At 71.8% G+C, this 19,656-nt stretch carries 17 protein-coding genes and 1 pseudogene; 5 read left to right on the forward strand and 13 right to left on the reverse strand.

Annotation, left to right across the window (positions count from 1 at the left end):
• Positions 1 to 140 precede the first annotated feature (140 nt).
• Positions 141 to 614, reverse strand: coding sequence for a carboxymuconolactone decarboxylase family protein (locus tag ACWCV3_RS08120; protein ID WP_451220123.1), 474 nt, complete (start codon positions 612 to 614; stop codon positions 141 to 143).
• 334 nt (positions 615 to 948) lie between these two features.
• On the opposite strand from ACWCV3_RS08120, the gene ACWCV3_RS08125 reads away from it, so the two are divergent.
• On the forward strand, positions 949 to 1,809 hold the full coding sequence (locus tag ACWCV3_RS08125) for an SCO2400 family protein (RefSeq protein WP_451220125.1): 861 nt from the start codon (positions 949 to 951) through the stop codon (positions 1,807 to 1,809).
• Between the two features lie 190 nt (positions 1,810 to 1,999).
• On the opposite strand, the gene ACWCV3_RS08130 is transcribed toward ACWCV3_RS08125, so the two are convergent.
• A complete protein-coding gene (locus tag ACWCV3_RS08130) occupies positions 2,000 to 2,698 on the reverse strand; it encodes a TIGR03943 family putative permease subunit (protein WP_451220127.1) in 699 nt (232 codons plus the stop codon).
• The gene (locus ACWCV3_RS08135; RefSeq protein WP_451220130.1) at positions 2,695 to 3,708 is read right to left on the reverse strand and encodes a permease; all 1,014 of its coding nucleotides are present in this window, start codon (positions 3,706 to 3,708) and stop codon (positions 2,695 to 2,697) included. The genes ACWCV3_RS08130 and ACWCV3_RS08135 overlap by 4 nt, the downstream gene beginning before the upstream one ends.
• Before the next feature lie 161 nt (positions 3,709 to 3,869).
• On the opposite strand from ACWCV3_RS08135, the gene ACWCV3_RS08140 reads away from it, so the two are divergent.
• Positions 3,870 to 5,657, forward strand: a complete 1,788-nt coding sequence (locus tag ACWCV3_RS08140; protein ID WP_451220132.1) for an NAD-binding protein — start codon at positions 3,870 to 3,872, stop codon at positions 5,655 to 5,657.
• Positions 5,658 to 5,680: 23 nt separating this feature from the next.
• Here the strand turns inward: ACWCV3_RS08140 and ACWCV3_RS08145 are convergent, their stop codons facing one another.
• On the reverse strand, positions 5,681 to 7,516 hold the full coding sequence (locus ACWCV3_RS08145) for a prolyl oligopeptidase family serine peptidase (RefSeq protein ID WP_451220134.1): 1,836 nt from the start codon (positions 7,514 to 7,516) through the stop codon (positions 5,681 to 5,683).
• A gap of 111 nt (positions 7,517 to 7,627) precedes the next feature.
• Between ACWCV3_RS08145 and ACWCV3_RS08150 the strand changes: the two genes are divergently transcribed.
• Complete coding sequence (locus tag ACWCV3_RS08150) at positions 7,628 to 9,367, forward strand: recombinase family protein (protein ID WP_451220137.1); 1,740 nt, start codon at positions 7,628 to 7,630, stop codon at positions 9,365 to 9,367.
• Positions 9,368 to 9,961: 594 nt separating this feature from the next.
• Here ACWCV3_RS08150 and ACWCV3_RS08155 read toward each other — a convergent pair.
• Together ACWCV3_RS08155 and ACWCV3_RS08160 are read right to left on the reverse strand one after the other, a co-directional pair.
• A pseudogene (locus ACWCV3_RS08155) lies at positions 9,962 to 10,188 on the reverse strand (S9 family peptidase); the annotation flags it as partial.
• Between the two features lie 54 nt (positions 10,189 to 10,242).
• Positions 10,243 to 11,202: a hypothetical protein gene (locus tag ACWCV3_RS08160; protein ID WP_451220140.1), complete on the reverse strand. Its 960-nt coding sequence runs from the start codon at positions 11,200 to 11,202 to the stop codon at positions 10,243 to 10,245.
• Positions 11,203 to 11,276: 74 nt separating this feature from the next.
• On the opposite strand from ACWCV3_RS08160, the gene ACWCV3_RS08165 reads away from it, so the two are divergent.
• Together ACWCV3_RS08165 and ACWCV3_RS08170 are read left to right on the forward strand one after the other, a co-directional pair.
• Positions 11,277 to 11,912 carry a TetR/AcrR family transcriptional regulator gene (locus ACWCV3_RS08165; RefSeq protein ID WP_451220142.1) on the forward strand — a complete coding sequence of 212 codons (636 nt, stop codon included), beginning with the start codon at positions 11,277 to 11,279 and terminating at the stop codon, positions 11,910 to 11,912.
• Positions 11,913 to 11,944: 32 nt separating this feature from the next.
• A complete protein-coding gene (locus tag ACWCV3_RS08170) occupies positions 11,945 to 12,748 on the forward strand; it encodes an SURF1 family protein (RefSeq protein WP_451220145.1) in 804 nt (267 codons plus the stop codon).
• A gap of 64 nt (positions 12,749 to 12,812) precedes the next feature.
• Here ACWCV3_RS08170 and ACWCV3_RS08175 read toward each other — a convergent pair whose 3' ends face one another.
• The 7 genes from ACWCV3_RS08175 to ACWCV3_RS08205 all read right to left on the reverse strand — a co-directional run bounded on the left by ACWCV3_RS08175 (position 12,813) and on the right by ACWCV3_RS08205 (position 19,247).
• Complete coding sequence (locus tag ACWCV3_RS08175; RefSeq protein WP_451220148.1) at positions 12,813 to 14,075, reverse strand: hypothetical protein; 1,263 nt, start codon at positions 14,073 to 14,075, stop codon at positions 12,813 to 12,815.
• Entirely contained in the window at positions 14,072 to 14,776 is a 705-nt protein-coding gene (locus ACWCV3_RS08180; RefSeq protein WP_451220151.1) for a SigE family RNA polymerase sigma factor, read from the reverse strand. The genes ACWCV3_RS08175 and ACWCV3_RS08180 overlap by 4 nt, the downstream gene beginning before the upstream one ends.
• A 325-nt stretch (positions 14,777 to 15,101) precedes the next feature.
• On the reverse strand, positions 15,102 to 16,160 hold the full coding sequence (locus tag ACWCV3_RS08185; RefSeq protein WP_451220154.1) for an aspartate-semialdehyde dehydrogenase: 1,059 nt from the start codon (positions 16,158 to 16,160) through the stop codon (positions 15,102 to 15,104).
• Positions 16,160 to 17,437, reverse strand: coding sequence for an aspartate kinase (locus ACWCV3_RS08190; protein ID WP_451220157.1), 1,278 nt, complete (start codon positions 17,435 to 17,437; stop codon positions 16,160 to 16,162). The genes ACWCV3_RS08185 and ACWCV3_RS08190 overlap by 1 nt, the downstream gene beginning before the upstream one ends.
• A 164-nt stretch (positions 17,438 to 17,601) precedes the next feature.
• The gene (locus tag ACWCV3_RS08195; protein ID WP_451220160.1) at positions 17,602 to 18,261 is read right to left on the reverse strand and encodes a DUF5063 domain-containing protein; all 660 of its coding nucleotides are present in this window, start codon (positions 18,259 to 18,261) and stop codon (positions 17,602 to 17,604) included.
• Positions 18,254 to 18,853 (reverse strand): recombination mediator RecR, encoded by a 600-nt coding sequence (gene recR / locus ACWCV3_RS08200; RefSeq protein WP_135787371.1) that lies wholly within the window; start codon positions 18,851 to 18,853, stop codon positions 18,254 to 18,256. Before recR ends, ACWCV3_RS08195 begins: the two co-directional genes overlap by 8 nt.
• A 52-nt stretch (positions 18,854 to 18,905) precedes the next feature.
• A complete protein-coding gene (locus ACWCV3_RS08205) occupies positions 18,906 to 19,247 on the reverse strand; it encodes a YbaB/EbfC family nucleoid-associated protein (protein WP_030817248.1) in 342 nt (113 codons plus the stop codon).
• Between the last annotated feature and the right edge of the window lie 409 nt (positions 19,248 to 19,656).

Here is a 19,656-nt window from a genome sequence, read left to right on the forward strand (position 1 = left end):
ACTCCGGATGTCGGTTTTAGGCCGACGATAGGCGAGGGGCGTGCGCGGGGCGGGGCGCACACGCCGTCTCGCCTCCGGATGCCTGAGGAGGTCGCCGCCCGGTTCGGCCAGAGGCGGTTCCGGGCCGGTTCCGGGCCGGCTCAGGCGAACTGGCCGGCCTGGTAGTCGCCGGCGGGCATGCGGATCATGACGTTCATGCGGTTGTAGGCGTTGATGAGGCCGATCAGGAAGACCAGGGCCGCGAGCTGGTCCTCGTCGTAGTGCTTGGCCGCGTCCGCCCACGCCTCGTCGGTGACGGCGCCCGGGGTGTCGGCGAGGCGGGTGCCCTGCTCGGCCAGTTCGAGGGCGGCGCGCTCGGCGTCGGTGAAGACGGTGGCCTCCCGCCAGGCGGCGACCAGGTTCAGCCGGAGCTGGGTCTCGCCCGCGTGCGCGGCCTCCTTGGTGTGCATGTCGAGGCAGAAGCCGCAGCCGTTGATCTGGCTGGCGCGGATCTTCACCAGCTCCTGGGTGGCCGCGGGGAGGGTGGAGTCCGAAACCACCTTTCCGGCCGCGTTGATGTGCTTGACGACCTTGGCGGCGGCGGGGACGGCGAAGGGGTTGAGGCGGGCGTTCATGGTGCGCTCCTGGGGGCCGGTTCCGATGGATTCACGGTTACGACGGGCGGGGCGGCGGGGGTGTGACATGTGGGGGTGTGACGTGGGGCACTGAGGGGCGCGGGGCGGGGAACACGGGGGTGCGGCCACATGGCGGGCGGGCGCACCCGGTCCGCATCCAGACGGACCGGCCCCATGGCCTGCACCCACACGGCTTCCGGCCACACAGGTTCCAGCCACCTCGAATCCGCTGGGAATGTGTGCAGGAGAGCCACATGGGGCGCACACACTCTGCTGATGCTCCCGTTACGGTGGCGGGCGCTCACCCGCGCCCGTCGACCCAGGAAGACCGCGAATGGACTACTGCTCCGCCTGCCGTCGGCATCTGAACGGCGCCCTGGTATGCCCCGGCTGCGGCGTCTGCGCCTCGCCGGACCTGGCCCCGATGCCGGTCCGCAGGAGCCCGTACGCCGTCCGGCACTCCGGTGACGAGGACGCATCCGTTTCCCACCACGGCAGGCCGGTGCCCCCGCCGGCCGTTCCGCACCGCCCGGTCCGTGTGGCCTCGGGCGGTGGCCGGGCGGCCCGGCGCCGTGCGCAGTCCCGTTGGAAGAAGACGCGCCGCCGGGCCGCTCTGGTGACCGCGATGGCCCTGGTCGGCGGCGGGCTCACCCTCGCCGCGGCCCTGAACCACCAGCCCACCGACCGCACCCGCCCCACCGCGGCCCAGGGCGAGCGGCCGATGGGCGGTACGGGCCCCGAGGCCACAGCCGGCCTCCCGGTACCGGCGACGACGCCGACCGGTCGCCCCACTGCTGTCCCGAGCACTCCGCACCGCACGAACGCCAAGGCCGAGCCACCGGCAGCCCCCCGCTCCAGCACCACCCCCACCCCGGGCGAGGCCACCCCGAAGGCCACCGAGCCCTCCCCCTCGACGCATCCCCACTCCCGCTCCCTGCTCCCCCTCCCTCACGACCCGGCCCCGGTCTCCACCACCCCCGCCGCTCCCCTCGTCCCGCCGTCCCTGTCCCCCGCCCCGACGACGGACACCGCGACGGCCACCCCCTCCGAGCGTCCGGTGAGCACCGCGCCCACCGGGACCGAGACCCCGTCGGCCCCGGAGTCCCAGAGCTCCACCCCGCAGTCCCCCACCCCCACCGCATCCCCGTCGGCCTCCCCCTCCCGACTCTGCCTCCTGGTCATCTGCCTGGGCTGACCGCGCGGCGTGGCGGGAAGGCCCGGGGCGGCGCCGGAGCTCAACGGGTGGGCGCGCCCGGCCGGGCAACAACCGTCTCCGCGGCAGCGACCCGTCCCGGAACCGGTCCACTTCTTCCGAAGACGTACCCGGACAGGACCAGCCCGCCCGGGCACGGTCACGCCCCGGGCCGAGTCAGGCCCGGCGCTCCTCACTTGTTCCACGTCTCGTCGTAGGGGTCGGCCGGGGCGGCCACCGGGCGGGCGGACGTCACCCGGAGACAGGGGATCACCCCGTTGTTCACCGGGTCCCGCGTCACCCGTGGCGCGTACACCCCCGTCACCTCCAGCCACGCGTCCGGGCGGAGGACCGGCGGGAGCCGGCCGGTGAGGCCGATCTTGACCGGCTGCGCGTCGGCGGCGCAGCAGTTGAGGGCCATGCGGACGAGGTAGGGGGTGCCGTGGGCGTCGAGGGCGAGGAAGCCGGTGACGCGGACGGTGCGACCACGCAGGGAGTGGGTGTAGGCGGCGCGGGAGGCGTAGTCGACGACGCTCAGCCGGACGGGGTCCGAGGCGGGCAACGGGTCCATCCCGTAGGGGGGTTGGAGTGCCGTACCCGTGCGGACCGCGCTGTAGGAGCCGAGGGCGGGCGGGGCGACGAGGATGAGGGCGAGGACGGGCAGCACCAGGAGCCAGGCGACACGGGGCTCGGGATGGACCCCATGGCTTCCGGCCCGCTTCCGCTCGTACCAGACCGCCGCCAGCGCTGCCGCGACCAGGACCGCTCCCGCCGCCAGCACCCATGGGCGCAGGCCCGACTTGACGTAGCGGAGATACAGATCCGTCGTCCCCGCGCGCAGCAGCGTCCCGCCGAGGAGGAACATGACCGCGGCCTGCGCCTGGCGGTTCACAGCAGCACCGCCCCGGTGACCAGCGCGCCCGTGACGGCCAGCGCGAAGGTGGCCGGGGCGAAGCGGAGCGCGAAGCCGCGGCCGAAGGTGCCGGTCTGCATGGCGAACAGCTTGAGGTCGATCATCGGGCCCACCACCAGGAACACCAGCTTGGCCGTCGGGGAGAAGTCGGTCAGCGAGGCGGCGACGAACGCGTCCGCCTCCGAGCAGATGGACAGCACCACGGCGAGCACGGCGAGGGCGAGCACCGCGAGGAACGGGTCGCCCGCGGCCGTACGCAGCCACTCAGCCGGGGCGACCGCCTTCAGGGTGGCCGCCGCCATCGCGCCGACCACCAGGAAACCGCCCGCGTGCATGGTGTCGTGGCGTACGGAGTTCCAGAAGGTCTCCGCCTTCGTCTCGCCCTCGTGCGCGCCGTGCGCGGGCGGGCGCAGCCAGTCGGCGCGGCCGAGCCGCTGCCACAGCCAGCCCATCGCGCAGGCGGTCAGCAGGCTCGCGGCGAACCGGGCGAGGACCATCTCCGGGTCGTTCGGGAAGGCGACGGCCGTGGCGGTGAGCACGATCGGGTTGATGGCGGGCGCGGACAGCAGGAACGCCAGTGCGGCCGCCGGGGTCACACCCCGCCGTACCAGCGCGCCCGCCACCGGCACCGACGCGCACTCGCACCCCGGCAGCACCGCGCCGGCCAGCCCCGCGACCGGTACGGCGAGCGCGGGCCTGTCCGGCAGGGCGCGGGCGAAGAAGGCGGGCGGGACGAAGACGGCGATGCCGGCCGACAGCAGTACCCCGAGGACCAGGAAGGGCAGGGCCTGCACGGTGACGGCGACGAACACCGTGGTCCAGCTCTGCATCACCGGGGTGCCGAGCGCGCCCCGGATCGGCGCCTGGGCGAGGACGGCGAGCAGCAGCACCAGGGTGAGGACGAGGGGCGAGCTGAGCCGGGTACCGGCACCGCGGGAGGGTTCGCCGGGTGGCTCGGTACCCGGCGGGGCGTCTTCGGTGATGGCCACGGGCGGGGGACCTCCGGCTGGGTGCGGCTGCTGTGCGGTACGCGGCCGCGGGTGGTGCCGTTCAGGTGATCGCTGGAACCCGCCGCGTTCTTGGGGCAGTCTTTTCCCTCGTGGCGAACAGCGTTCCGTATCAAGGCGGTTCAGGAGGCGCGCCGGCGCCGATGGTGGTGTGCGGGGACGACGGTCTCGCGCACCGGCTGTCCGCCGAGCTGCGCGGGGTCTACGGCGAGCAGGTCGTGCTCGTGGTGCCGCCGAACGCCCGTACCGCGCGGCGTCCGGTGGTCGGCCGGCCCCGGTCGGCTTCGGCGGCGCTCTTCGACCGGGTGGTGTCCGTGGCCGTCGGCCGGGGTGGCCCGGTGCCGGGTGGTGACTCCGGCGCCGTGGCCCAGCACCGGGACGCGGAAAGGGTGCTGGAGGCCGAGTTCCTCACGGAGCAGGTGCTCGCCGAGGCGGGGGTGGAGCGGGCGGCCGCGCTGGCGCTGGTGTACGAGGACGACGAGACCAACATCCGGGCCGCGCTGACCGCCCGGCGGCTGAACCCCCGCCTGCGGCTCGTACTGCGGCTCTACAACCGCCGGCTGGGCCAGCACATCGAGGAACTCCTCGACCAGGCAGCCGTGTTGGTAGGCGAGTCCGAGGAGTCGGTACGGGACGCGGCCACTTCCGTGCTCTCCGACGCCGACACCGCCGCCCCCGCGCTCGCGGCGACCGCGGTCGCCGGTACCGGCAAGGTGATCCAGGCGGAGGGGCTGCTGCTGCGCGCGGTGGAGCGGGTCGCGTCCCCGGCCGCGAGCCCCGCGCCGGGCGGCCTGTGCACGCTCGCCCTGCTGTCCTCCGACCGGGACGACGAGGGGCCGGTGCTGCTGCCCGACGACGAGGAGGTACACCGGGCCGGCGGCCGGTCGCGGGTGGTGCTGGAGCGGTTCTCGGCGTCGGAGGGCGCGGCGGCGGGGAACGGCATCGGCGTGGGCGGCGTCCCGCCCCTCTCATCCTTGTTCTCCAAGCAGTTGAGGTGGTCGCTGGCGGTGCTGGCGGGCTGTGTGATCGCGCTCGCGGTGGCCCTGTCGATCGTGACCGACATCCATCCGGTGAAGGCCCTCTACCTGACGCTGCTGGACCTGTTCGCCATCGACGATCCCGCGCTGGGCGAGTCACTGGGCAGGAAGATCCTCCAACTCCTTTCCGGACTGGTCGGGTTGCTGCTGCTACCGGTTCTCCTGGCCGCCGTGCTGGAGGGGTTGGGCACCTTCCGTACACAGTCCGCGCTGCGCAAGCCGCCGCGTGGACTCGGCGGGCACGTGGTCCTGCTGGGACTGGGGAAGATCGGCACGCGGGTGCTGATCCGGCTGCGCGAGCTGCACGTGCCCGTGGTGTGCGTGGAGGGCAACCCGGAGGCGCGCGGCCTCGCGGTGGCCCGGCGGCTGCGGGTGCCGGTGGTGATCGGGGACGTCACGCAGGAGGGCGTGCTGGAGGCGGCCAAGATCCACCGGGCGCACGCCCTTCTCGCGGTGACCAGCGCGGACACCACCAATCTGGAGGCCGTGCTGTACGCGCGCGGGGTCCGTCCCGACCTCCGCGCGGTGCTGCGGCTGTACGACGACGACTTCGCCACCGCCGTGTACCGCACCCTGCGCGTCGCCCACCCGCTGGCCACCACCCGCAGCCGCAGCGTCTCCCACCTGTCGGCCCCCGCCTTCGCCGGAGCCATGCTGGGCCGCCGCGTCCTGGGCGCGGTCCCGGTGGAACGCCGGGTGCTCGTCTTCGCCTCGGTGGACGTGGCGAACCGCCCCCGCCTGGAGGGCCGCACCCTGGCGTCCGCCTTCGAACCGGGCGTCTGGCGCGCCCTCGCCGTCGAGGGCGCGCCAGACACGCCACCCGACCGCCTCCTCACGAAGGACGACCGGGTGGTGATCGCGGCGACGCGCCGGGGGCTGGCGGAGTTCGGCTGAGCCTTCCTGCCGCTCCGGGCCCCCTACTTCTCCGAGCCCCCCAGGTGCCGCCGGGCGAAGTCCATCTCCAGCCGGACCTGCTTGATCCGTTCGTCCACCACCAGGGAGCCGTGGCCGGCGTCGTAGCGGTAGACCTCGTGGGGGGCGCCCCGGTCGCGGAGGCGGTCGACGTAGTTGTCGATCTGGCGGATGGGGCAGCGGGGGTCGTTGACGCCCGCGGAGATGTAGACGGGGGCCTTGACCTGGTCCACGTAGGTCAGCGGGGAGGACGCGGCGAAGCGGTCCGGGACCTCCTCCGGGGTACCGCCCAGGAGGGTGCGGTCCATGGCCTTCAGCGCCTCCATCTCGTCGTGGTAGGCGGTGACGTAGTCCGCGACCGGCACCACGGCGATGCCCACCGTCCACGCCTCCGGCTGGGTGCCGATGCCGAGGAGGGTGAGGTAGCCGCCCCAGGAACCGCCGGTGAGGACGAGGCGCTCGGGGTCGGCGAGGCCGGAGGAGACGGCCCACTCGCGCACGGCGGCCACGTCCTCCAGTTCGATCAGCCCGACCCGGTGCTTGAGCGCGTCGGTCCAGGCGCGCCCGTACCCGGTGGAGCCGCGGTAGTTGACGCGGACGACCGCGTACCCCTGGTCCACCCAGGCCGCCGGGCCCGCGGCGAAGGAGTCGCTGTCGTGCCAGGTGGGACCGCCGTGCAGGTCGAACACGGTCGGGAGGGGGCCGGTGGCCCCGGCGGGCTTCTGGACGAGGGCGTGGATCCGGCCGCCGGGGCCGTCCACCCACACGTCCTGCACCGCGACCGACGGCGGGCTCTTCAGACCGGGCGGGTCGAGCACGACGTCACCGCTGGTGGAGCGGACCACCGGCGGCTCGGCGGCCGAGGACCACAGGTACTCCACGCTGCCGTCGGGCCGGGCGGTCGCCCCGGAGACGGTGCCGGGCGGGGTGGGGATGCGGTCCAGCTCGCGGGTGGCGAGGTCGTAGCGGAACAGCTCGCTGCGGGCCTCGAAGCCGTGCGCGATCAGCAGGGCGGTGCCGTCCGGGTACCACTCGGCGGCCACGTCGCCGGGCAGGTCCAGCGGGAGGTCCGTCTCCGCGCCGCTCGCCACGTCCCACACCAGCGGCTCCCAGCGGCCCCGGCGCTGGTGGCCGATGAGGAGGCGGGTGTCCCCGTCGACCGGGGCGAAGCCCAGCACCTCCAGGCCCAGCTCCTCGGTGCCGCCCCGGGTGTCGTCCAGGTCGGCGACGGCCGTGCCGTCGGGGCGCAGCACGCGCAGGGCGCTGTGCATGGCGTCACCGTGCTCGGTGTGCTCGACCGCGATCAGGGTGCCGTCGTGGGAGAGGTCGCCGACGCCCGCGGACTCGCGGTGGCGGTAGATCTCCACCGGCGTTTCACCGGCGCGGGCGAGGTGGATCGTCGTACCGTCCTCGTCGGTCGACCGGCCGACCACGGCCGTGCGCCCGTCCCGGCCGAGGGCGAGCCCGGCGGGGTAGGAGGGCGCGAGGCCCGGTACGGCCGTCTCGTCGGGGCCGCCCCCGAAGGGCTGGCGGCGCCAGACCCCGAACTCGTCCCCGTATGACGGCAAGTCTGGAACGGAGGAACCCATGCCGTCGTCGAACCACCAGATCCACTCACCGTCGGGCGAGACAGTCCCGTCCGTTGTTCCGTCAGGCCGGTCCGTGACCTGTCGCTGGTGGCCGGTCTTCCGGTCCCAGGCGTACAGCTCGTAGGTCCCGGTCGCGTTCGACACGAATAGCGAACGGTCGGGGGCGTCTTCCGCCCAGTCGGGCAGGGAGACACGCGGTGCACGGAACCGCTTCTCCCAGTCGGGCATGGCCTCTGCTTCTGCATCGCTCATGCCCCTATGTAACCCGATCGGCGCTAGGTCGTTTTACGGATCACCGGATGGTTCTACGACACCATTCACCTTCACTCCGGCTTTAGCACAGAACGAGGCAAGACCAAGGTAATGCAAACAAAAGTTCGAGTATTGGGCTGCGGCCGACAGTCGGTGACCCGCATGGAAGACGAAAACTCCCTCTCCATCAGCGCCCAGAGGCGCGACCTCCAATACTGGGCCGACACCCCCGGACACGGACGCCTCATAGTCGGGTGGGCACTCGACACCAACACATCCGGCACGACGAATCCCTTTCAGCGGGAACAGCTCCGGCCCTGGCTGACTGACCGCTTGGAGGAGTGGGATGTACTGGCGTTCCCCCGCATCGACCGCATCTCTCGCAAGGTGCGGTACTTCTCCGAACTGCTCGACTGGGTGGAGGAGAACAACAAGCACATCGTCACCGTCGACGGCAGCCTGAACACCCAGGCGGCCGGTGGAAGCGCGGTCGCGAAGGTGCTGTCCGTCCTCGCCGAGGAGGAGCACCAAAAGATCCGCAAGAACGTCGCGAGCGGCATGCGCACCCTGCGGGAACTGGGCCGCTTCACGGGGGGCCCACAGCCCTTCGGGTACCTCTCTATCGACTCGGAGGACGAGCACCGGATTCTGACGCCTGATCCCGTGTACGCGGAACTGCTCCGGGAGATCGCCAAGCGTGTCCGTGACGGCGACTCCACGTACACGATCGCCGAGGACTTCAACCGGCGCGGCATCATGACGTGGTCCGACCATCTCCGCTCGCTCGCGGGCAAGCCGGTGAAGGGCATCCTGTGGAAGCCCGCCACCATCGCGCGCGTCATCCAGAACCCCGTCTGCGTCGGCTACCAGACGTACAACGGGGAGATCTGGGAGACCGAGGAAGGGGAGCCGAGCGTCATCGCGGACGAGCCGATCCTGAAGCTCGGCCAGTGGGAGGCCGCCAACAAGGCGCTCGCCGCGCGCACCCGCCTGAAGAAGGTCCGGCGTCGTGACACCGCCTGCCTGCTCACGGGCATTGCCATCTGCGGCAGTTGCGGTAGTCGCATGGTCTGCCACCACACGACGAAGACCCTGAAGAACGGCGAAACCAAGACGTACCGCGACTACCGGTGCACCTCTCGAAATCGTTCTGTCGCCTGTTCCGCCGTGGCCACGGTCGGTGAGTCCGAACTCGAAGCCGTCTTCACCGAAGCGCTCATCGGCGCCATCGGCTACGCCCCGGAAATGGTCAAGTTGGTGGACCCAGGTGAAGACCACACGGCAGAGCTGGAACAGAAGCGCCAGCGGCTGAACAAGCTGGAGAGCGACTACGCGGAAGGGAAGTACGACACCGAGGCCAAGGAGCAGTCGTACTGGCGCACGCTGGAAAACCTCACGAAGAAGATCGCCGAACTCGAAGCGCACCCCATGCGCCCTCGCACCGTCGCCTTCCAGCCCACGGGCCGGACATGGGCCGACAAGTGGAAGGCGATGGGAACCCAGGACCGGCGCGAGTTCCTGAGCGAGCGGAACGTCAGGGTCATCGTGTGGAGGGACCCGATGCCAGCGGTGAAGCGCGGGGCCGTCGTCCACTTCGGCAACCTGAAGGAGTTCGCCATTGCCGGTGGAGTCGACGGGGCCGAACTCTCCGACTGGGGAGAGACGGGCTGGAATGTCCCGGCCCACTGGATGGACCCGATTGCCCTGATGGACGCGGAGCAGCGAGCGACCATCGCCGAGACCTACGGCACGGCCGAACTCCCCGCGACACTGCGGAAGGTGAGAGCCAAGACCGTGGAGACCTTCCCCGAGGCGGCATCGGTCTTCGTCTCCACGTTGCGCGCAGCGTGACCGCAGACGCTCACTGAACGCCCTTGCAGCCCCCGGCCTGGGACTTCCTTGGGTCGGGGGCTGTTCACGTCCCAGGGTGCCCACCGTGGTCTATGGTCTACCCTTCCCCCGAAGCGGACGGACCGGGCTTGTACGATGCGTGTTAGGTCGCCGCCGTCCCTCCGATTGCATGAGACCGAGTTCAAGGCCGGAAGCCCTGGGCGCCCACCTGTGAAGAGACCGCCAGCCCTGGCCGGTCCACCCCCGCGAAGAGAAGGAGACACATGTCCCGCCGCCCGGCGGGGGTCACGGGCGCACGCTGCGCCGCACAGGGAAGGAGCCACCAAGCGTGGCCATCAGTTTCGGCGCAGGCAGCACAGGGGGAGCTGTCTCTCAGCGCGAGTTACGACGCATGGCACGGGACCCCCGACACGTCCTTCACTACCGTGTTCACTTCGCTGCCATCGGTTGGGCCGACCGCTACGGACATGCGGGCTTCCAAGAAGTCCCACTAGAGGTGCATCTGCGTCGCCGGGAAGTAGCAGTCCCCCGTGCGATTGGCGTGCTCCAGCTTGCGGGCGATCAACTCGTCACGAACCGCCCCACTAATAGCCCCCCGTCCTTGTCATCGAACCACCAGATCCACTCACCGTCCGGCGAGAGCACGCCGTCCGTCGTGCCGTTCGGCCGGTCCGTCGCCTGCCGCTGCGCACCTGGTCCCACGCGTACAGCTCGTACGTACCGGTCGCGTTCGACACGAACAGCGAGCGGTCGGGCGCGTCCTCGGCCCAGTCCGGCAGCGAGACCCTCGGCGCACGGAATCGCTTCTCCCAGTCGGACATCTCCACAGCTTCGTCAGCTTTGTCCATGCCCCCTAGGATCACCCGTCCGACGCCCTACGGGGCACCCCTGAGCTGGGCAATGAGGTCCTGGTAAGTCGCGAAGGCGGGTTTGGGCGTGTAGTCGTCGCGGAGAAGCCCAAAGTGGTAGAAAAGGCCGGACCCGTGACTGTCGGCGTCGCGCAAGGAGAAGAACGCGTAGGCGTCAACGCGGAGTTCGTCCGCCAGGGCGGCGACCGTGCGCACGACGGTGTCCAGCGTGGCGGCTTGGCGGTCCTCGGGGCGGCCGGGGCCGGTGGGCCAGCCGTTCTCGCAGACGCGCAGCGGGACGCCGAAGGGGATGCCGACCTGGGGTAGATGGGTGTCGCGGAATGAGCGCAGTACGGCGGTGACCGCACCGGCCAGCTTCTCGGCGGGCAACGGACGGAACACGTCGGGGAAGAAGTCGACCCCGACGTAGTCGAGGCTCGCCCGGAACTCGTCGTCGGCCAGAGCCGCCAGGTCGGACCAGAAGGTGTCGGCCGGGTCGAAGGACGGCACGGCGTTGAAGCCGACCGCGACCGGATGCCCCAGCGCGCGGGCCTCCCGCTTGGCGGCGCCGACACCCTGCACGAGCGCGTCCAGGACGCCGGGCACGCTGCCGTCCAGGGTCGGCAGCCGCACATTGGGTTCCTCGCAGATCTGGACCGACGCCAGCCGGGGCCCGTACGCCCGGACCGCCTCGCGCACGAACTCCGTCCAGCCGTCGAGGGCCCCGGTCGGTTCCCGGAACTGCAGGACGAGGTCGAGCCGGCGCCCCCGCCCGAGATACCGCTCCGGGTCGGCCGGGGTTGGCGGCGGCGGGGGCACGGTGGCGGCGAAGGACCGGTAGGCGCGCACCGTGAGCGTCGGCGCGTCGCCCTGGAGCGCGTCCAGCGCGGCGGTCACGCGGTCGGGATCGTCCGGTGAGACCGGCTGGACAATCCCCTCGTCGTCCCCCAGCAGCCCGCCCGGATAGATGCCGAAGATCAGTCCCATGGCCCCTCCCACATCTTTGGCGTGGCCCTATTTTTGATGTGACCACAATTTTGGGGTGACGCTACCATGTGCCTGTGGGGCTACGAGAGACAAAGAAGCGGCAGACCCGTACGGCCATCGCCGACGCGGCGTTGGAACTGTTCCTGGAGCACGGCTTCGACCGGGTCACCGTCGCGGAGGTGGCCCGGCACGCGGGCGTCTCCACCAACACCGTGTTCAACTACTTCCCGGCCAAGGAGGACCTCTTCTTCGACCGCGAGGCCGAGGTGGAACAGCGCCTGGCCACCGTAGTGCGCGACCGCGCCGCCACAGTCTGCCCGGTCGAGACCGTCCGCGACGACCTGCTGGACGCCCTGGCCCGCGACGAGCCCACCCTCGGACTGCGCCCCGGCGCCGACCGCTTCTGGCAGGTCGTGCTGGACAGCCCCGCCTTGCGCGCCCGCGAACGGGAGATCGGTGAGCACGCCGAGACCGCCCTCGCCGCAGCCCTCGCCGACCACCCGCCCCTCACGCCGTTCGGACCCCCGCTGCCGGGCCTCCTCGCGGGCGCGCTGGCCGGTACCTATCGGGCGGTGCTGCGCGAGATCCGGGGCGGGGTGTTGGCCGGCGAGGCCCCCGCCCGCGTCCGGGACGCCGTCACCCCCGAGGCCGTCCGCGCCTTCCAGGCCCTCTGCCGGGGTCTGCACCCCGTACCGCCGGGCCCACCGTGAAGGTGACAAACGGGGCGCCGTACCTTAGGAGCGTGTACCGGTTTCTGCTGACACCCCGCTGGTGGGGCATCAACGTCTTCGTGCTGCTCGCCATCCCGTTCTGCGTGTTCATGGGGTCGTGGCAGCTCAGCCGGTTCGAAGGGCGGGTGCAGGACCATCGCACCGCCACGGAACAGGCGGCGGACTCCCGCCACGAGCAGGCGGTACCGCTCGCGCGGATGCTTCCCGTGGACAAGGCGACCTCGGGACGGCGGGTCGTGGTCAGCGGCGAGTACGGCAGGCAGCTGCTGTCGCCCGGCCGTGAGCTGGACGGCAGGACCGGCTTCTACGTCGTGACCCTGCTGCGCACCCCGGACGGCGAGTCCCTGCCGGTGGTCCGGGGCTGGCTGCCCGGCAGGGCCGATCCGGCGAAGGCTCCGAAGCCCCCGGCCGGGAAGGTCACCGTCACCGGCGCGCTCCAGGCCCCCGAGTCGCCGGGCAGCAACGGCGTCCCCGCGACCGGCGGACTGCCCGGCGGGCAGACCAACGCCATCGCCCCGGCCTCCCTGGTCAACCTGGTGCCGGACAAGCTGTACGCGGCCTGGGTCACCCTCGACCGGGGCGACGCCGGGATGAAGGCGGTGCCCGCGACCGCGCCCGTCGGCACCGGGCTAGACCTGAAGGCGTTCCAGAACCTCGGCTACACCGGCGAGTGGTTCGTCTTCGCGGGCTTCGTGGTCTTCATGTGGTTCCGCCTGCTGCGCCGGGAGGCAGAGGCCGCCCGCGACGCCGAACTGGGCCTGGTGACGGACGGCGCCGACGCCCCCGAGGACGCCGGCACCCGCACCACGGTCTAGTGCTGTGACCGGAAGGGTTTGCCGGACGCCGCGAGCCGGTGAACCTTTCCGGTCACAGCACTAGCTAGCTCTCGGACTGCATCCCCGTGTAGTACACCGTTCCCGCGCACGCGTTCGGTACCGACGCCGTCGCCGCCGTGCCGGACGCCGCGCTGTACGTCACCTGCACGCTGCCGTCGGCCGGGCCGTCGACGGCGAGGAGCTGCGGGGCCGCGCCGACCGTGCCGCCGCTGCTGTCCGCGTTCCCGGTCGCGCCCGGGTCGCCGCTGGTCGTCGGGTCGGGCGAGGGTCCGCCGGTGGCCGAGCCGCCGCCGGTGGTGCTGTCGCCGCCGCCCGGGACCGGGCAGGTCTCGGAGGGCACGAACGCGAACTTCTCCGTGTACGCCCCGCCCGGCCGCAGCGCCAGCGAGGACACCGCCAGCGACGGGTCGGGCAGCCCGCTCGCCGCGTCGCCGGACACATGGGCGGCCACGCTCAGCTTGGCCGGGTCGGCCGCGCCGACCGCCACGGCGCCGACCTGGCCCGCGCCGGTGACCGTGCAGGCGGTGCCGGAGACGTTGGCGACGCGGAAGCTGCCGTAGACCACGCCGGCGGAGTCGGGCCCGCTCGCGCTGCCCGTGACGCCCAACTGGGCCGGGGTGCAGCTCGGGGTGCCGGAGGCGAGGCTCGCCGAGGGGTCCGCGGCGCCGGGCGCGCCGGACTCGCCGCCACCCTTCTTTCCGGGCTCGTCCTTCCGCCCGCCGGCCTTGCCGGTACCGGGCGTGCCGCCCGTGCCGCCGTGGGGGCCGCCGGAGGCGTCGTCGGAGGCGCGGCCTTCGCCCTCGGTACCCCGCGTCGACTCGGACCGGCCTGCCATGGCGGTGTCGGGGCCGTCGCCGCCGGTGTCGGAGACGTGCACCAGAGCCGGGATCGCGGTGCCGAGCAGCAAGGCCGCCGCGGCCATGCCGACCGCCGCGTGCCGCTTGCGGGCCCGCCGCGCGGGAACGGCCCGCCGCAGATGCTCCAGCGAGCCGGTACGGGGCTGCACGTCCTCCACGGCGGAGTGCAGCAGCCGCCGCAGCGCCTGCTCGTCCGCCCCGAGCCCGTCGTCCAGGCCGTCGGCCTCGATGCCCCGGCCGGCCCGCCGGGAGCCCTCCGGCCCCAGCAGCCGTTCCAGGCCGTCGAGGCCGTCGAGCTTCCGTGTCTCCGCGTCGGCGGAGACGTCCGGACGGGCGGACTCCTCTCCGCGGCTGCCGTCGTTCACAGTTTCGTTCCCAGCGTGCGTCGGCTTGTCGTGTCGGTCGGCCCCCGTGGCCGGATCGTCGGCCGGATCGTCGTGCTCGCTCATGTCTTCGCTCCCATGGACACCCGCAGCGCGGCGATGCCCCGTGAGCCGTAAGCCTTCACCGAGCCCAGCGAGATGCCGAGCGTCTCGGCGACCTGAGCTTCCGTCATGTCCGCGAAGTAGCGCAGCACCAGCACCTCGCGCTGACGGCGCTGAAGGCCCTTCATGGCCTTGATGAGCGAGTCCCGTTCGAGCTGGTCATAGGCGCCCTCCTCCGCGCTCGCCATGTCCGGCATCGGCTTGGAGAGCAGCTTCAGGCCGAGGATGCGGCGGCGCAGCGCGGACCGGGACAGGTTGACGACCGTCTGGCGCAGGTACGCAAGGGTCTTCTCCTTGTCCCGGACGCGCTTGCGGGCCGAGTGGACGCGGATGAACGCCTCCTGCACGACGTCCTCGCAGGAGGCGGTGTCGTCCAGGAGCAGGGCCGCGAGACCGAGCAGGGAGCGGTAGTGCGCCCGGTAGGTCTCGGTGAGGTGGTCGACGGTCGTGCCGGCGGCCGCGTCACCCGCGGTGTCGTCGGCGCCGTCGCGCTGGCCGGGTATACGGGTGGGGCGCGCGGCGGGCATCGGCGCGATCACCGGCATGCCGCCGGGCACACGCGGCCGGAGTGCCGCACGGGGCGGCCGGAGCGCCGCCGCGCCGCGGGCTGCTGGGGAAGCGCCCGGCTCGAAGAGAGCCGTCGCGAGTTCGAGTACCTCTGCCACGCCAGTTGGACACGCGTACCCCGGACAGGGTTGTACGTGCCGGGCGTCACATTCACGACGACCGACAGTTCCTCAAGTGCCGCCATGCGCCCCGCTCTTCCCCTACGCCTAGTTGAAAGGGCGTCACCACGCCCCACCGCGACGCCCCGCGCCCGGAATCCACGTCCCGCCGCACCAGGGTGAGGGCAAAGACGCTCCCCGTGCTCGCGCGGTTGCGGAGGACCGGGAGGGAAATCCTCTGTCGTGACGAGTGCCGGGTACAAGTGGTTGGGACCATGGCTCCGGCCACATTCCCCAGGAGAATCCCATGAACGTCACAGGTTTCTCACATCATTTCAGCGGCCACCAGCTCGGCGATCTGGGCGGTGTTGAGGGCGGCGCCCTTGCGCAGGTTGTCGCCGCAGACGAAGAGTTCGAGCGCGGCCGGGTCGTCCAGCGCCCGGCGCACGCGGCCCACCCAGGTGGGATCGGTGCCCACCACGTCGGCCGGGGTGGGGTACTCCCCGGCGGCAGGGTTGTCGCAGAGGACCACACCGGGGGCGGTGGCGAGGATCTCGCGGGCACCGTCCACGGTGACCTCGTCCTGGAAGCGGGCGTGGACGGTCAGGGAGTGGGTGGTGAGGACCGGGACCCGTACGCAGGTGACGGCGACCGGCAGGGCGGGCAGGCCGAGGATCCTGCGGGTCGCGTCGCGGACCCTCATCTCCTCCGAGGACCAGCCGTCCTCGCGCAGCGACCCGGCCCAGGGCACCACGTTGAGCGCGACGGGCTCCGGGAACGGCCCGGTCAGCTCACCCACCGCACGCCGCACGTCCCCGGGCGCGGTGCCCAGGTCGGTGCCCGCGACCAGGGACAACTGGGCGCGCAGCGTCTCGATCCCGGCCCGCCCGGCCCCGCTGACCGCCTGGTACGAGGAGAGCACCAGCTCACGCAGCCCGAACTCGGCGTGCAGCGCGCCCAGAGCGACGATCATCGACAGGGTCGTGCAGTCGGGACTGGCGACGATCCCGCGCGGCCGCATCCGCGCCATGTGCGGGTTGACCTCCGGGACGACGAGCGGCACCTCCGGGTCCATCCGGAAGGCACCGGAGTTGTCGACCACGACCGCGCCGCGCGCGGCGGCCGGCGGCGCCCACCGGGCGGCGACCTCGTCGGGCACGTCGAACATGGCGACGTCGACACCGTCGAGGGCGTCCTCGGTGAGGGCGGCGACCTCGACCTCCTCCCCGCGCACGGCCAGCTTGCGGCCGGCCGAGCGCGGGGAGGCGAACAGCCTGATCTCGCCCCAGACGTCCGCCCGCTGGGACAGGATCTGGAGCATCACCGCTCCCACGGCTCCGGTCGCCCCCACGACCGCCAGTGTCGGGCGACCGGTGCGTGACATCAGCGGCCCGTGCCCCCGTAGACGACGGCCTCGTCGGTGTCGGAGTCGAGCCCGAAGGCGGTGTGCACGGCGCGGACGGCCTCGGGGACCTCGTCGGCGCGGGTGACGACCGAGATGCGGATCTCGGAGGTTGAGATCAGCTCGATGTTCACGCCCGCGTCGCTGAGCGCCTCGAAGAAGGCGGCCGTGACGCCCGGGTTGGTCTTCATGCCGGCGCCGACCAGGGAGATCTTGCCGATCTGGTCGTCGTAGCGCAGGGACTCGAAGCCGATGCCGGAGCGGTTGCGCTCCAGCGCGTCGATGGCCTTGCGGCCCTCGGTCTTCGGCAGGGTGAAGGAGATGTCGGTCAGGCCCGTGGAGGCGGCCGACACGTTTTGCACGACCATGTCGATGTTGATCTCGGCGTCAGCGATGGTCCGGAAGATGGCCGCGGCCTCGCCCGGCTTGTCCGGCACGCCGACGACGGTGATCTTGGCCTCGGAGGTGTCGTGCGCGACACCGGAGATGATGGCCTGCTCCACCTGCTGTTCCCCTTGCTCGATCGGCTCGCTGCTGACCCACGTGCCGCGCAGCCCGCTGAAGGAGGAGCGCACGTGGATCGGGATGTTGTATCGGCGGGCGTACTCCACGCAGCGGTGGAGCAGCACCTTGGAGCCGGACGCGGCCAGCTCCAGCATGTCCTCGAAGGAGATCCAGTCGATCTTCCGGGCCTTCTTCACCACGCGCGGGTCGGCGGTGAACACGCCGTCCACGTCGGTGTAGATCTCGCAGACCTCGGCGTCGAGCGCTGCGGCGAGCGCGACGGCGGTGGTGTCGGAGCCGCCGCGGCCCAGCGTGGTGATGTCCTTCTTGTCCTGGCTCACACCCTGGAAACCGGCGACGATGGCGATGTTGCCCTCGTCCAGCGCGGTGCGGATGCGGCCCGGCGTGACGTCGATGATGCGGGCTTTGTTGTGGACCGAGTCGGTGATGACACCTGCCTGGCTGCCCGTGAACGACTGGGCCTCGTGGCCCAGCTTTTTGATCGCCATCGCCAGCAGAGCCATGGAGATACGCTCTCCGGCGGTCAGCAGCATGTCGAACTCACGCCCGGCAGGCATCGGAGAAACCTGCTCGGCGAGATCGATCAGCTCGTCCGTCGTGTCGCCCATCGCGGAGACCACGACAACCACCTGGTTGCCGTTCTTCTTGGCTTCCACGATCCGCTTGGCGACGCGCTTGATGCCCTCGGCATCGGCTACGGAGGAGCCTCCGTACTTCTGCACGACAAGGCCCACGTGCGCTCCTCGCTCGGTTCGTTTGTGTCGGCTCAGTCTATCGAGTGTCCGAAATCCACCATCGCGCTCCCGCATGGTGAGACGTCGTCCGCCCGGTCCCGAACCTGCCCAGCGGTACGCGGACCACGCGGAAAGTGCCCCGCGTCACAGCGCCTGCCGCGTGGTCAGCGCACCTGCCGGATACCGAGGGGGGTGCCGATCTCCTCGGCCATGACGCGCCCGGCCTCGCGCTCCAGCGCCTCGTCGCCCAGGTCCTGGTCGGTGTCGAGGCCGTCCAGCTCCTCCAGCGGCTGGTTCAGGCGGACGTGGATGAGGACGGACTGCAGGGCGCGCAGCACGGCCGAGGCCGTGGGGCCCCAGTTGGAGAAGTAGGAGAACTGCCACCACCACAGCGCCTCGGCGGTGCGGCCGGCCCGGTAGTGGACCATGCCGTGGCTCAGGTCGGTGATGACGTCCGCGAGGTCGTCGGAGATCCGGGCGGCGACCGGCGCGGTACGGGGCGCGTACGGGTCGAACACCTCGGAGTAGACGTCGACCGGGTCCAGCAGGCGGGCCAGGTTCTCGCGCAGGCCGTCCGCGTCCGGCTCGGGGCCGGGGTCGGGCTCGTAGCGCTCGTCCGGGAGGAAGTCCTCGTGGGCGCCGAGGCGTCCGCCGGCCAGCAGGAGCTGGGAGACCTCCAGCAGCAGGAAGGGCACGGTGGAACCGGGCTCGTCGCCCTTGGCGACCTCGGTGACGGCGACCAGGAAGCTCTCGATCTGGTCGGCGATCTGGACCGCGAAGTCGTCCGGGTTCTGCGACGTGGCGTGCAGCGTGGCGTCAGACATCTAGGAGTCGTCTCCCCTCGAAGGCGCGGCCGAGGGTGACCTCGTCCGCGTATTCCAGGTCTCCGCCGACCGGGAGGCCGCTGGCCAGGCGGGTGACCTTCAGACCCATGGGCTTGATCATGCGGGCGAGGTACGTCGCCGTGGCCTCGCCTTCGAGATTGGGATCGGTGGCGAGGATCAGCTCGGTGACGGTGCCGTCGGCGAGGCGGGCCAGCAGTTCCCTGATCCGCAGGTCGTCCGGGCCGACGCCCTCGATGGGGCTGATCGCGCCGCCCAGGACGTGGTACTTGCCCCGGAACTCACGGGTGCGCTCGATGGCCACGACGTCCTTGGGCTCCTCGACCACGCAGATGACCGAGGGGTCGCGGCGAGGGTCGCGGCAGATGTTGCACAGTTCTTCCTGCGCCACGTTCCCGCAGGTCGCGCAGAAGCGGACCTTGGCCTTGACCTCCAGCAGGGCGTGCGCGAGCCGTTTGACGTCCGTCGGCTCGGCCTGGAGGACGTGGAAGGCGATCCGCTGCGCGCTCTTCGGACCGACGCCGGGGAGCCGTCCCAGCTCGTCGATGAGGTCCTGGACCACGCCTTCGTACAACGGACTGCCTTTCCTTCAAGACCTTGCGGTACGTACCGTAGTTGCCCGGGCGTCAGAAGGGCAGACCGGGGATGCCGCCGCCGCCGAGTCCCTCGGCCAGCGGGCCGAGCTTCTGCTGCTGGAGGGCCTGCGCGTTCTCGTTCGCCGCCTGCACGGCCGCGACGACGAGGTCCGCGAGGGTCTCGGTGTCCTCCGGGTCGACGGCCTTGGGGTCGATCTTCAGCGCGCGCAGGTCGCCGGAGCCGGTCACGGTCGCCTTGACCAGACCGCCGCCCGCCTGGCCCTCGACCTCCGTGTTCGCCAGTTCCTCCTGGGCCCGCGCCAGATCCTGCTGCATCTTCTGGGCCTGCTGGAGCAACTGCTGCATGTTCGGCTGGCCGCCACCGGGAATCACGGGGGTGTCTCCTGTCTGTCTTCGCCGCTTCTCTGCTGGGCACGAGCCTACGTGGTCCGGGCGGCCCTCGCGCTGCCACTCTTTCGGGTGAGATCGCCTCCGGCCCTCTACCTGATCAACCCCCTCTTCCGGGCGTACCACCCCGCGAACACGGCACCCCGCCACCCGTTGGGCGGTAGGAAGGACATCCCGCGCCGCCACCGGGTGTGACGGCCGCACGATCGGTGTTCACGTTCAGTAGGGAGTCCGGGGTGGGCCAGCCGGAACAGCAACCCGACGAGGTGCCCCCGGCCGGCCGGCGACCCGGTCCGGGCCCGCACGGCTCCGGGCCCGCCGGCCCCGCGGGGGGCGGATCTCCGGTCGGCGGGGCGGGAGCGGACCGGGTGTGGCGGGGTGAGCGGAGTGGTGG

The sequence above is a fragment of the Streptomyces sp. NPDC001781 genome, from assembly GCF_053596035.1.